Raw genomic sequence first — 12,719 nt, 5'->3', positions numbered from 1 at the left:
GGGCGTCAGGGCCGGCGCCGCGCCGCCACCTGTGCCAGCAGGCCCGACAGCTGCGCGCCCAACGACTGCCAGGAATGTTCGCGTACCGGGCCGGCATCCAGCGACAGGCCGTCGTCGAGCATGCCCCGCGCCCTGGCGCCAGCGAGTTGCAGCAGGCGCGCTGCGATATCGGCCTCGTCGTTGGCGCAGACCCAGCCGCGCCGCAGCGACGCGATACGCTCTGCGACCAGGTCCTGCGTATCGCTCAGGTGAAGGATCGGGCGTCCCGAGCCGAGGTATTCGTAGAACTTGCCGGGAATCTGCGCGGGTTCGTCGTTGGCGATGTTCACCAGCACGTCGGCGCGGCGCTGCAGCGCCAGGGCGTGGCGGTGCGGCAGGAAGCCGAGCAGGCGCAGCTGGCCGGGCATCTCGCGCGCGGCGGCGAGAATGCTCTCGGGCACGGTCACCGCGGCGATGCTGAGCCGGACGCGCGGATCGCAGCGCAACGCGGCCAGCAGCACGTCGATGCGGCGGAACGCGTACAGGCTGCCGGTATAGAGCAGCTCCAGACGGTCGGGCTCGAACAGCCCTTCGCCGACCTGGGGCAATGCCGGCGCCAGGTCGAAGCCCTGGGTCAGCACGCTGATCGGCGTGGCGGTCCCGTGCCGCTCCTGCATCTGCGCCAGTGCGCGCGGGTTGGTGACGATCACATGGGCGGCGTGGCGGAACACCGCCTGCTCCAGGCGCAGCGAACGCGCGCGCCAGCGGGGCGGCGTGTAGGGCGCAAGCACCGGATCGCCCAGGTCGACCACCCAGGGCAGCCCGGCACCGCGTACCGCCAGTCCCAGTTCGAGGGTGGTGGGCGGCTCATGGGAGCTGATCAGCAGGTCCGGGCGAAGCTCGGCCAGCAGGCGGCGCAGGGCGCGCCGTCCATGCCCCCGCCATTCACCGCGGATGTCGGGATAGTGCACCCAGGCCGCGATTGCCTGCACTGCCTCGGAAATGCGCTGTTTCCAGTTGCGCGGCGGCCGCAGCGCGGCGACCGGCGCGACGCCGTCCCCGTCCGCGGCGGGCGTGGGTGCAGGCGCCGGCGCGCGCGGATTGCGCTGGCGGTACTCGCGATGCCAGGCGAGCGCGCCGCGCAGCAACCCCGGCCAGGTGCGATGGACGCGCACGCTGTCGGGCAGGTCCGGCAGGCCCGGCGTGGTGCCGCCCAGGTCGGCGGTGAGCACGTGCACCTCGTGGCCCTGCCGCGCCAGTTCGCGCGCCAGGTAGGTCCAGCGCAGCGACTGCGGCGACGGACTGGGCGGGAACTCGTAGGCGATCAGCAGCAGGCGCATCAGCGCAGGGTCTCCAGGATCCCGTCGACGGCGCGTCGCGCGGTATCGAAGGAAAAGTGCTCGTGGACATTGGCCAGGCCATTGGCGGCCAGGCGCTGCCACAGCGCCGGATCGCGGCTGGCCTCGACCACGGCATCGGCCAGGCCGGCGGCGTCCGCGGCCAGCAACACGTCGCGGCCGTGCTCCAGGAACGTGCCCTCGGCGGCGCTGGGCGTGGCCACCACCGGAAGGCCGTGGGCCATGTACATGTTCACCTTGCCCTTGACCCCGGCACCGTAGCGCAGCGGCGCCAGCCCGAACCGGCAGCGGCCGAGCAGCGGCGCCAGGTCGGGCACATGGTCGTGGACCACGACGCCGGGCGCGCCCTCCCGCGCGACCGCCAGCGCCGCCAGGCCATCGCCCGCCAGGTGCAGCTCGCAGTCGGGGAGCCGTGCGCGCACCAGGGGAAAGATTTCGCGCACCAGCCACTCCACCGCATCGACATTGGGCGGATGGCGCGCGCCGCCGACGAACAGCAGCCCGCTGCGGCCGGCGTATCCGCGCGGAGACGCCAGCGGCTCGAGGATGTTGGGCAGCAGCGCCACGCACGCGCCGGGGATCGCTTCGCGCAACAGCGCCGCCTCCACCGGGCTGACCACCCAGGCCATGTCCGCCGCCGCGACCATGGCGAGTTCGCGCTGGCGCGTGGTACGCGCCAGGCGCAGCAGGCCGGGATGCGCGCGCAGTTCGGCTTCCCGCTGCTCGCGCAGGTGGTGCAGGTCGACCGTGTCCAGCACCACGCGCACGCCGGGTGCGGTCGCGCGCGCCAGCGGCAGCAGGGATTCGGCAAGGTGGTAGCGGCTCACCACCAGCACGTCGTAGTCGGCCAGGTGCCGGCCGAACCAGCGCGCCAGCGAGCCGGCGCCCGCGTGCACGGTCACGCCCAGCGCACGCAGCGCAGCCGTGTAGTGGCCGGCGTCGGCGCCGTCGTCGGGCAGGAAATCGACCTGGTGCCCCTGCGCGCGCAGCAGGCGCATCAGGTTCCAGCTGCGCAGCGAACCCGAGTCCCGGTCCGGTCTCGGCGTGGTCACGTCGACCAGCAGCCAGCGCCGCGTTGCCGCCGCCTGCGGCTGGGGCGGCATCGCCGCGGGGAGGGCCGGCGCTGCGCCGGACTCCGTCGCGTCGGTGGGACCCGGGCCGAAGACCCGCGCCAGCAGCCCGCGCCAACCACGCACCGCCAGCGCGATCCGCATCCGGTGCAGGCGCGACCGGAGGCGGCGCAGCTGGTACGACAGGGTGGGGCGCACGTCGGGGGATCGCTTCCTGGCAGGCTGAATGGAGAGTCGGTGGCGACGCGGTCCATCCGGGGCGCTGCGCTAGACTCGACGGCCCCATTCTCGCATCCCCGGCGCCTGCAGGGGGCAGGCCCGAGGCGCCCATGGCCCGCATCGAATACGACGAAGACGAACAACCAGCCAATCGCGCGAACCCGGTCGACTGGCGCCGCCGGATCGCGACCTGGACGCTGGCGGCGATCGGGCTGGGCATCGGTTTCCTGCTGCCCTACACCCTGTACCTCAACCACCAGATCAGCGAGCGCTTCGGCGAGCTGCGCTGGCAGCTGCCCACCCGCGTGTACGCGCGCCCGCTGCGGCTGGCGCCGGGCCTGGCGATGGACGCGCAGACGCTCAAGACCGAGCTCGACGCCGCCTCCTACCGCGAGGGCGACGGCGTGCGCCCGGGCACCTACGCCCGCGAGGGCAGCCGCTGGCGGATCTCGAGCCGCGGCTTCCGCGACGTGGACGGCGCGGTCGGTCCCAGCCGCATCGAGGCCGTGGTCTCGGGCGGTCGGGTGGGCGCGCTCAAGGACCTGTCCGGCGACCGCGCGATCAAGTCCGCGCGCCTGGACGCGGCGCGCATCGCCACGCTGTACGGGCAGAAGCAGGAAGAGCGCCGCCTGGTGCGGGTCGAGGACGTGCCCGCGCTGGTCACCGATACCCTGCAGGCGGTCGAGGACCGCGACTTCGCCCACCACATCGGCATCGACTTCAGCGGCATGGCGCGCGCGGCCTGGGTCAACCTGCGCTCGGGCGAGAAGCGCCAGGGCGCCAGCACGCTGACCCAGCAGCTGGCGCGCAGCGGCCTGCTCGGCATCGGCCGCGAGCAGACCTGGAGCCGCAAGTTCAACGAGATCCTGTACGCGCTGCTGATGGAGGCGCGCTACGACAAGGGCACGATCCTCGAGGCCTACCTCAACCAGGTCTATCTTGGCCAGCGCGGCGCGCAGGCCATCCACGGCATGGCCGCGGGCGCGGAGTTCTGGTTCGGGCGCCGGCTCGAGGACCTCGACACCGAGCACATCGCGCTGCTGGTCGGCATGGTGCGCGGACCCTCGCACTACGATCCGCGCCGCCATCCCGAGCGTGCCCGTGAACGCCGTGACTTCGTGCTGGCCAACATGCTCGAGACCGGGCTGATCGACCAGGCCGCCCACGACCGCGCAGTGGCCGCGCCGCTGGGCATCACCGCGGGTCCCGGCAGCGTCGCCGCCAACCGCTTCCCGGCCTATGTCGACCTGGTGCGCCGACAGCTGGCCCGCGACTACCCGGCCGATGCGCTGCAGGGTGCCGGCCTGTCGGTCATGACCGGGATGTCGCCTTCCGCCCAGGCCTACGCCGAAGCCTCGGTGACGCGCACGCTCAAGTCGCTGCAGACCGGCAAGCGTCCGCCGCTGGAGGCGGGCCTGGTGCTGACCGACGTGCACGGCGGCGAGGTGGTGGCCGTGGTCGGCAGCGGCACGCCGACCGTGCACGGCTTCAACCGCGCGGTCGAGGCGCGCCGGCCGGTCGGTTCGCTGCTCAAGCCCTTCGTCTACCTGCTGGCGCTGGCCAGCCCGCGCAACTGGTCGCTGGCGACCTGGGTGGACGATTCCCCGGTCACGGTCACGCTCGACAACGGCAAGCGCTGGTCGCCGGGCAATTCCGACGGGCGCAGCCATGGCACCGTGCGCACGATCGACGCGCTGGCGCGTTCGTACAACCAGGCCACGGTGCGGATCGGCATGCAGGTCGATCCGCGCCGCCTGGCCGACCTGGTGCGCACGCTGGCCGGGATCGAGGCCGAAGCCAATCCGTCGCTGATCCTTGGTTCGGTGGACCAGAGTCCGTACGCGATGGCGCAGCTGTACCAGTTCCTCGCCTCGGGCGGGGAGATCCAGCCGCTGCATGCGGTGCGCGGGGTGATCAATGCCGAGGGCGAGGTGGTCAAGCGCTACGACAAGGATCCCGCGCCCGCCACCGAGGGCGACGCCATCGCCGCCCGCCTGGTCACGCTGGCCCTGCAGCATGCGGTGACCTCGGGCACCGGCCGCCAGCTGGTCAACGACGGGCTCGGCCGGCTCAACGCCGCCGGCAAGACCGGCACCAGCAACGACGGCCGCGACAGCTGGTTCGCCGGCTGGACGGGCGACCACCTGGCCGTGGCCTGGGTCGGCAACGACCAGAACGAGCAGACCGGGCTGTATGGCGCCACCGGTGCGATGCGGATCTGGTCGGGCCTGTTCAAGCACCTCCCCAGTGCCGCGCTGCGGGTGGGCAACGACGGCCTGGACTGGCAGTGGGTGCTGCAGTCCAACGCCACCGACGCCGAATGCCCCGGCGCGCGCCGCTTCGCGTTCGTGGCCGGCTTCGCGCCGCCGTACCAGCCCTGCGACGTGCTGCTGCCGACCGATCCTTTTGCCGATCCGTCGCAGGACGGCAGCGAAGGCGGCGAGCGCCGCGGCTGGCGCGAGTGGTTCGGCTTCGGTCGCCGCGACCCGCAGCCGCCGCCCGCGCCCGAGCCGGCGCCCGCGCCATCGACTCCCCCGCCCAGCGAGTGATTTCCATGAAGTTCCGCCCTGTCTTCGCCGCGCTGGCCGCCGTCCTGGTGGCCGCCTGCGCCAGTACCCCGCCCGAGCCCGCGCCTGCCGCCCTGACCAGCGCCACGCCGGAGGAGATGGTCGCGCTGATCGACGCGGCGGCCGGCGACGGCGACGGCGAGCTCGCGGTGCAGCCGCTGCGCGATCCGATGGTCGACGACCTGCGCGCGCAGGCCCGCCAGGCCCACGATGCGGGGCGCCACGAGCAGGCCGCCGAGGCGCTCGACCGCGCGCTGGAGCTGGTGCCCGGCGACCCGGCGCTGCTGCAGGAGCGCGCGGAAGCGGCGCTGCTGCTGCGCGACTTCGCCCGCGCCGGCGAACTGGCCGGGCGCGCCTTCACGCTCGGCGCCCAGGTCGGCCCGCTGTGCCGGCGCCACTGGGCGACCATCGAGCAGGTGCGCCTGGTCGAGGGCGACGCCGAGGGGGCGGCCTCGGCCAAGGCCCAGGTCGAAGGCTGCAAGGTCGAGGGTCCCAACCGTTTCTGAGATCTCCGCGACGGCAGGTGCGGCGCGCAGCAGCGCCCTGGCCAGGCGCAGCACAGAGGCGCTGGCCGAGGGCGGACTGCTGGCGCGGCAGATCCCGGCCTTCGCCCCGCGCGAGGCGCAGCAGCGCCTGGCCGGCGCGGTCGCGCATGCGCTGGACGACCGCACGACCCTGCTGGCCGAAGCCGGCACCGGCACCGGCAAGACCTTCGCCTACCTGGTGCCGCTGCTGCTCTCCGGACTCAAGGCGATCGTGTCCACCGGCACCCGCGCGCTGCAGGACCAGCTCTACCACCGCGACCTGCCGCGCGTGCGCGACGCGCTCGGCACCGGCCTGAAGACCGCCCTGCTCAAGGGCCGCGCCAACTACCTGTGCCGCTACCGGCTGGACCGCGCCAAGGGCGAACCACGCTTCAGCACGCGCGAGCAGATCGGCCAGTTCCAGCGCATCGTGGCCTGGAGCGGGCGCACGCGCATGGGCGACCTGGCCGAACTCGAGGCCCTGCCGGAGGACTCGCCGCTGCTGCCGATGGTCACCTCCACCGCGGACAACTGCCTGGGCAGCGAGTGCCCGATGTGGACCGAGTGCTTCGTGGTCCAGGCGCGCCAGCGGGCGCAGTCGGCCGACCTGGTGGTGGTCAACCACCACCTGCTGCTGGCCGACCTGGCGCTCAAGCAGGAAGGCTTCGGCGAGATCCTGCCCGGCGCGCAGGCCTTCGTGGTCGACGAGGCGCACCAGCTGCCGGAACTGGCCGCGCAGTTCTTCGGAGAAAGCCTGTCTGCGCGGCCGCTGGTGGAACTGGCGCGCGACGCGCTGTCCGAATGCAAGGACCAGCCCGGCGCCATGGCGGTGCTGCAGCAGCCGGTGCGCGAACTCGAGCACGCCACCCGCGCGCTGCGCGCCACCATGGAAGGCCTGCCCACCCGCGGCACCCGCGACCGCGCGCTGCACTGGCCCGCCTTCGACAGCGGCCTCGATGCGGTCTCGCGCGCGCTGGCCGCGCTGCGCGATGCGCTCGCGCCGTTGCGCGAGTCCTCGCCCGGGTTCGATGCCTGCCACGCGCGCGCGCTGGACAACGTGTCGCGACTGGCCCGCTGGACCGGCGCGGGCGGGGTCGGGGAGGCGGCCGCCGCCGCGCGCGAGGACGACGTGCGCTGGTACGAACTGTCGCCGCGCGGCTTCCGCCTGCAGCGCACGCCGCTGGACGTCTCCGGTCCGCTGCGCACGCATCGCGAACAGTCGCGCGCGGCCTGGGTGTTCACTTCGGCCACGCTGGCGGTGGAGGGCAGCTTCGACCACCTGTCCACGCGCCTGGGCCTGCAGGATCCCGAGACCCTGCTGGTGCCCAGCCCCTTCGACTGGCCGGCGCAGGCGCTGTGCTACCTGCCCACGCGCATGCCGCAGCCGGCCGACCGCGACTACACCTGGGCGGTGGTCGACGCGATCCGCCCCGTGCTGCAGGCCTCGGCGGGACGCGCGTTCGTGCTGTTCGCCTCGCACCGCGCGCTGCGCGAGGCGGCCGAACTGCTGCGCGAGGAGGGCGACTGGCCGCTGTTCGTGCAGGGCGAGGCGCCGCGCCACGTGCTGCTGCAGCGTTTCCGCGAGTCGGGCAACGGGGTGCTGCTGGGCGCGGCCAGCTTCCGCGAAGGCGTGGACGTGGCCGGCGAGGCGCTGAGCGTGGTCGTGATCGACAAGCTGCCCTTCGCCGCGCCGGACGATCCGGTGTTCGAGGCGCGGCTGCAGGCGATCCGCCGCGCCGGCGGCAACCCGTTCCGCGACGAACAGCTGCCGCAGGCGGTGATCGCGCTCAAGCAGGGCGTGGGCCGCCTGATCCGCACCGAGCGCGACCGCGGAGTGCTGGTGCTCTGCGATCCGCGGCTGACGCAGAAGTCCTATGGCGAAACCTTCCTCGACTCGCTGCCGCCGTTCGCGACCACCCGCAGCGCGGCCGACGTCGAAGCGTTCTTCGCGGCTGGCGACGCCAAGGGTCAGCCCTAGCTGTCGCGGTGGCGCCGCATGGGCGAGGCTTGGCGCAGGATCCCGCCTTCCTGCACGGAGCGCCGCATGAGCCCGACCCTGGACCCGGTCTCCACCCGGCTCGACCTGCCGCCGCCCAACGCCTGTCCGGCCGGCCTGCCGCCGTCGGGCAGCGCGCGCGAGAACGCGCAGTGGTGGGCCGACCTGTCGCCGCAGGAACAGGCCAACCACCTGTCCACCCAGGGCGCGCTGATCGGCAACCTCGATGGACTGCCGTCCGAGGTACGCCACGAGGCCAACCTGGCCGCGCTGCGCCAGGATGCCGCCGGCGGCACCGACCGCCAGGCCTCGCAGGCGCTGCTGGACCGGATCGAGGCCTCGCAGGCCGCCCCGGCCGGGGAGCGCCTGCTGCTGCTGGGCTTCCAGCCGGCCGCGGACGGCGCCGACGCGCAGGCCATCGTGGCGATCGGCAATCCGGACGCGGCCGACAACGTGGCGGTGTTCGTCCCGGGCACCAGCTCGGACGTCGCCGGCATCGGCGGCAACATCGACCGCATGGCCGACCTGCAGGCCCAGGCCCGCACGATCCCGGGTTCGGGCGACACCTCGACCATCGTCTGGCTGGGCTATGACGCGCCCGACGCGATCTTCCCCGACGCGCTGGGGGCCGGCTACGCGAAGGACGGCGCCGGGGACCTGCGCGATTTCACCCTGGGCCTGCGCGAATCGCACCAGGGTCCCGACGCGCGGGTGACCGTCATCGGCCATTCCTACGGCTCGACCGTGGTCGGCACCGCCGACGCGCTGGCAGGGCAGGGGCTGGCGGTGGACGACATCATCGCCATGGGCAGCCCCGGCATGGGCTACGAGTCCGCCGAGCGCCAGGGCTGGTTCGACAGCGCGCTGGTCGACGACGTGAGTGACATGCACATCGGCGCCGACCACTTCTGGGCCGGCGCCGCCAGCGACGACGTGGTCAGCTACACCGAGGTGCACGGCAACAGCCCGGTCGACTGGAGCTTCGGCGGCCAGCGGATCACCACCGAAGGCGCCTCGGGGCACAGCGACTACTGGAACCCCGGCACCGAGTCGCTGCGCAACCAGGCCTACATCGTCACCGGCAACTACGAGCAGGTGGACACGGTCGGCCGCCGCTTCGGCTGATCGGGCGCGGGCGCTATGCTGGGGCGCATGGAGACCGGTCCCCGGCGTGGTACGCGGCCCCTTCCCCTCGCCGGCGCGCTTGCGTGCCTGCTGCTCGCCGGCTGCGCCGGCGCCAAGGACACCGACCGCATGCAGTCCATGACCCCGCAACAGGCCGCCGCCGGATTCCTGCCGCAGGTGGAACAGGTCCTGGCCGAACTGTCGATCGAGCGCGAATCGCTGGAAGTGCGCGCCAACCGCTGCGAAGGCCAGGGCGGCGAGACGCGCGACGACCTGTTCTACATCTGGGTGGGGCTGCGCGGGCTGGCGCCGGGCCGCGACATCGCCAGGCAGATCGAGGCCGCGCACGCGCGCTGGCAGGGGCAGGGCTGGGAGATCACCCGCTTTCGCCATCTCGACAGCGGCGGCATCAACCTCACCGCCGTCGATCCGGCCAGCGGCAACACCTACACGCTGGACTCGGGATTCAAGCCGGCGCCGGACGCCTACCTGGCCGCGTTCTTCAACACGCCCTGCTTCCATTCGCCCGAGGGCACGGTGGCCTTCGGCGCGCTGTCGCCAGGCTGATCGGCACGCCACGCTTCGGTGGGCGCCGCCGCGCCGCTACCATGGCGCGATGAAACTGCTCGCGTTCGAAACCGCCACCGAAGCCTGTTCCGTCGCCGTATACGTGGACGGCCGCGTGCTCGAACGCCACGAGCTTGCGCCGCGGCGCCATGCCGAACTGGCCCTGCCCTGGGCCGAGACGCTGCTGGCCGAGGCGGGACTGGCGAAGGCTCAGCTCGACGCCATCGCGGTCGGGCGGGGCCCGGGCGCCTTCACCGGCGTGCGCCTGGCGGTGGCGCTGGCGCAGGGCATCGCCCTGGCGCTCGACCGGCCGGTGCTGCCGGTCTCCACCCTGGCGGTACTGGCCGCGGGCGCCCCCGCAGCGGCCGGCGACCGGATCGTGGCGGCCATCGACGCGCGGATGGGCGAGGTCTACCTGGGGGCGTTCGACCGCGGCGGCGGCGAGCCGCGGGCGCTCATGCCCGAACGGGTGGTCGGTCCGGTGGATGCGGCCTTGCCCGAAGGCACGGGCTGGTGGGGCGTGGGCACCGGCTTCGACGCGGGCGAGGGTGCGCTGCGCACGCGGATGGGCGCGGCGCTGGCCGGTGCCGATGCCGCGGCGCTGCCGCGCGCCGGCGATGTGGCGCGCCTGGGCGCGCTGGCCCTGGGACGGGGCGAAGGGCTGGCGCCGGAGCGGCTGGAGCCGGCATACCTGCGCGACAACGTCGCCCTGACCAGCCGCGAGCAGCAGGCGTTGCGCGACGCCCGCCGCTGAGCGGGGAACCCGGCGTGCGTCGCGTGGTCTGCCACGGTGGACCCGACAGGACCCCGCCATGGACCACGCCGATTCTTCCGACCCACGCCGCGGCCGGCTGCAGCGCTGGCTGCGCCGCGAGCTGCCGCCGCTCGCCCTGACCATCGCCCTGCTGGTGGTCGCGCGCGCCTCGTTCGCCAACCACTACCAGGTGCCCAGCGGCTCGATGATGCCGACCCTGCTGCCGGGCGACCGGGTGGTCGTGGACATGAGCGCCTACGGACTGCGCGTGCCGTTCACCGCGATCGAACTGCTCGACCGCGGCCGTCCGGCGCCGGGCGAAGTGGTGGTGTTCAAGTCGCCGGCCGACGGCACCCGCCTGATCAAGCGCGTGGTTGCCGTGGGCGGGCAGACGGTGGCGCTGGTGGACGGGCGCCTGCTGGTCGACGGGCAGCCGCTGGCCGCAGATCCCGGCGCACCGCTCGAGCGCCTCGGCGAGCGCGTTTTCAGGCTGGACCTGGCCCACGGCGGCGGGCCGGACATCGCGCCCTCCCTGGTGCCGGAAGGCATGGTGCTGGTGCTGGGCGACCATCGCGGCGCCAGCGCCGATGGTCGCTGGTTCGGCCTGGTGCCGGAGCAGGCGTTCTACGGCCGCGCCCTGGGCGTGTACTGGCGGCGCGGCGAAGGACCGGTCTGGAAGCGGCTGTAGTCGCCGGACCGGACGCGCTCAGTCGTCGACCAGGGTGCCGCCGGGCAGGAACTGCCAGGTGCGGGTGACATGGAGGATGTCGATCTCCTCCTCGGTGCGCGGCAGTGGCGGGTAGGGCTCGGCCAAGCGCGCGATGCGCAGCGCAGCGTCGTCGAGCAGCTTCGTGCCACTGGAGCGCAGGATGTCGGCGCGCTCGACCGAGCCGTCGCGGCGGATCGCCACGCTGATCACCAGTTCGCCCGACAGCTGGCGCCGGCGCGCTTCGTCGGGATAGTTGAGGTTGCCCACGCGCTCGACCCGGTCCACCCAGTCGCGCAGGTAGCCGGCGTACGCCCACTCCCGGGTGCTGGCGGAGACGAACTTGCGCTTGGGCCGTTTGGCGTAGCGCTCCGAGCGCAGGTGGATCTCTGCCGCCAGCCGCGCCATCTGCAGGTCGCGCTCGATCCGCTCGCGACCGCGCGGCAGCGCGCTGTCGTCGGCCTCGGGACGCGCGTCCGCATCGGGCAGGGTCTCCGCGCCGCGCTGGCTGGCCACTACCCGCGCCTGCGGCGGCGGCTGCGCGGATGGGGACTGCGCGCGCATCTCGATCGGCGCCACGCCGGATTCGGCCTGGGCGACGAGGCCGGCCTGGTCGTCGCGCGGACGGGTGCTGCGCTCGTCCTCGCCGCCGCCCTGGTTGCTGGCCTGGGCGAGGAAGTCCGCCTGGGCCTGGGTCAGGGGACTGGTGGTCTCGGTGATGATCACGTCCAGCGTCGGCAGCACCGGGGCCGCCTCGTCCAGCGCGAAGCCCAGGCCCAGCACCAGCATCCCGTGCAGCAGCAGGGACAGCACCATCGTTGCGCTCAGGCGTTCGCGCTCGCCGATGACGGGAGGCGGGGGCAGGGCCAGCGAAGACATGGGCGCGCGGCTATTCCCGCTCGATCGCGTCGAACAGCAGGCCGGCGATGTTCAGCCCGAACTGCTTGTCGAGCTCGCGGATGCAGGTCGGGCTGGTGACGTTGACCTCGGTCAGCCAGTCGCCGATCACGTCCAGGCCGACGAAGCGCATGCCGCGCCGCTTCACCTCCGGACCGACCTGGGCAGCGATCCAGCGGTCGCGCTCGCTCAGCGGGCGGCCCTCGCCGCGGCCGCCGGCGGCCAGGTTGCCGCGGAACTCGTCGCCCTGCGGGATCCGTGCCAGGCAGTAGTCCACCGGCACGCCGTCGATCAGCAGGATGCGCTTGTCGCCGTCCACGATCTCGGGCAGGTAGCGCTGCGCCATCGCCAGGTGGCGGCCGCCCTGGGTCAGGGTTTCCAGGATCACGTTGAGGTTGGCGTCGCCGGCACTGGCCCGGAAGATCGAGCGCCCGCCCATGCCGTCCAGTGGCTTGAGCACCGCGTCGCGGTGCTCGGCGACGAAGGCCTTCAGGGTCGCGGCCTCCCGGCTGACCACCGTTGGCGGGCAGCACTGCGGGAATTCCAGCGCGGCCAGCTTCTCGTTCATGTCGCGCAGGCCCTGCGGGTCGTTGACCACGCGCGCGCCCTGGCGCTGGGCCATCGACAGGATCTGGGTGTCGTGGACGAAGTCCGCGTCCACCGGCGGATCCTTGCGCATCAGGACCAGGTCGCCGGCGCCCAGCGCACGATGTGACGCCGATCCCAGTTCATACCAGCCATTGCGATCGTCGCGCACGGTCAACGGCGCCAACCGCGCATGCGCCTGCCCATGAACCGTGCCAAGGCTGCCCGGCTGCACATACAGCAGCGAATGGCCGCGGCGCTGCGCTTCCAGCAGCATGGCGAAGGTCGAATCCTTTGCGATGTTGATCGACCCGATCGGGTCCATCACCACCACCACGTTCAGCTGCATATGACCCACCAGTGGCAGTTTCT

At 73.3% G+C, this 12,719-nt stretch carries 11 protein-coding genes; 7 read left to right on the top strand and 4 right to left on the bottom strand.

What is annotated here, in order from left to right:
- Nucleotides 1–5: 5 nt before the first annotated feature.
- Together ACFQ2D_RS15880 and ACFQ2D_RS15875 are read right to left on the bottom strand one after the other, a co-directional pair.
- On the bottom strand, nt 6–1,319 hold the full coding sequence (locus ACFQ2D_RS15880; protein WP_280942823.1) for a glycosyltransferase: 1,314 nt from the start codon (nt 1,317–1,319) through the stop codon (nt 6–8).
- Nucleotides 1,319–2,605, bottom strand: a complete 1,287-nt coding sequence (locus tag ACFQ2D_RS15875; protein ID WP_280942824.1) for a glycosyltransferase family 4 protein — start codon at nt 2,603–2,605, stop codon at nt 1,319–1,321. The genes ACFQ2D_RS15880 and ACFQ2D_RS15875 overlap by 1 nt, the downstream gene beginning before the upstream one ends.
- Nucleotides 2,606–2,736: 131 nt before the next feature.
- Here ACFQ2D_RS15875 and mrcB point away from each other — a divergent pair, with 131 nt between their 5' ends.
- The 7 genes from mrcB to lepB all read left to right on the top strand — a co-directional run bounded on the left by mrcB (nt 2,737) and on the right by lepB (nt 10,847).
- On the top strand, nt 2,737–5,175 hold the full coding sequence (gene mrcB, locus ACFQ2D_RS15870; RefSeq protein ID WP_280942825.1) for a penicillin-binding protein 1B: 2,439 nt from the start codon (nt 2,737–2,739) through the stop codon (nt 5,173–5,175).
- A gap of 5 nt (nt 5,176–5,180) precedes the next feature.
- A complete protein-coding gene (locus ACFQ2D_RS15865; protein WP_280942826.1) occupies nt 5,181–5,699 on the top strand; it encodes a hypothetical protein in 519 nt (172 codons plus the stop codon).
- Between the two features lies 1 nt (nt 5,700).
- Nucleotides 5,701–7,695 (top strand): ATP-dependent DNA helicase, encoded by a 1,995-nt coding sequence (locus ACFQ2D_RS15860; RefSeq protein ID WP_280942917.1) that lies wholly within the window; start codon nt 5,701–5,703, stop codon nt 7,693–7,695.
- A gap of 66 nt (nt 7,696–7,761) precedes the next feature.
- Entirely contained in the window at nt 7,762–8,838 is a 1,077-nt protein-coding gene (locus tag ACFQ2D_RS15855) for an alpha/beta hydrolase (RefSeq protein WP_280942827.1), read from the top strand.
- A gap of 27 nt (nt 8,839–8,865) precedes the next feature.
- On the top strand, nt 8,866–9,405 hold the full coding sequence (locus ACFQ2D_RS15850) for a hypothetical protein (RefSeq protein WP_386795708.1): 540 nt from the start codon (nt 8,866–8,868) through the stop codon (nt 9,403–9,405).
- Nucleotides 9,406–9,454: 49 nt separating this feature from the next.
- The gene (gene tsaB / locus ACFQ2D_RS15845) at nt 9,455–10,159 is read left to right on the top strand and encodes a tRNA (adenosine(37)-N6)-threonylcarbamoyltransferase complex dimerization subunit type 1 TsaB (protein ID WP_280942829.1); all 705 of its coding nucleotides are present in this window, start codon (nt 9,455–9,457) and stop codon (nt 10,157–10,159) included.
- 58 nt (nt 10,160–10,217) lie between these two features.
- Nucleotides 10,218–10,847 carry a signal peptidase I gene (gene lepB / locus ACFQ2D_RS15840; protein ID WP_280942830.1) on the top strand — a complete coding sequence of 210 codons (630 nt, stop codon included), beginning with the start codon at nt 10,218–10,220 and terminating at the stop codon, nt 10,845–10,847.
- 18 nt (nt 10,848–10,865) lie between these two features.
- On the opposite strand, the gene ACFQ2D_RS15835 is transcribed toward lepB, so the two are convergent.
- Nucleotides 10,866–11,744 carry an energy transducer TonB gene (locus ACFQ2D_RS15835; protein ID WP_280942831.1) on the bottom strand — a complete coding sequence of 293 codons (879 nt, stop codon included), beginning with the start codon at nt 11,742–11,744 and terminating at the stop codon, nt 10,866–10,868.
- A 10-nt stretch (nt 11,745–11,754) separates the two neighbouring features.
- Nucleotides 11,755–12,696, bottom strand: coding sequence for a glutathione synthase (gene gshB / locus ACFQ2D_RS15830; protein WP_280942832.1), 942 nt, complete (start codon nt 12,694–12,696; stop codon nt 11,755–11,757).
- Between the last annotated feature and the right edge of the window lie 23 nt (nt 12,697–12,719).

It is taken from the genome of Luteimonas composti (assembly GCF_042678665.1).
In the GTDB taxonomy this organism is placed as follows: domain Bacteria; phylum Pseudomonadota; class Gammaproteobacteria; order Xanthomonadales; family Xanthomonadaceae; genus Luteimonas; species Luteimonas composti.
This window is presented reverse-complemented; position numbering and strand designations above follow the sequence as displayed.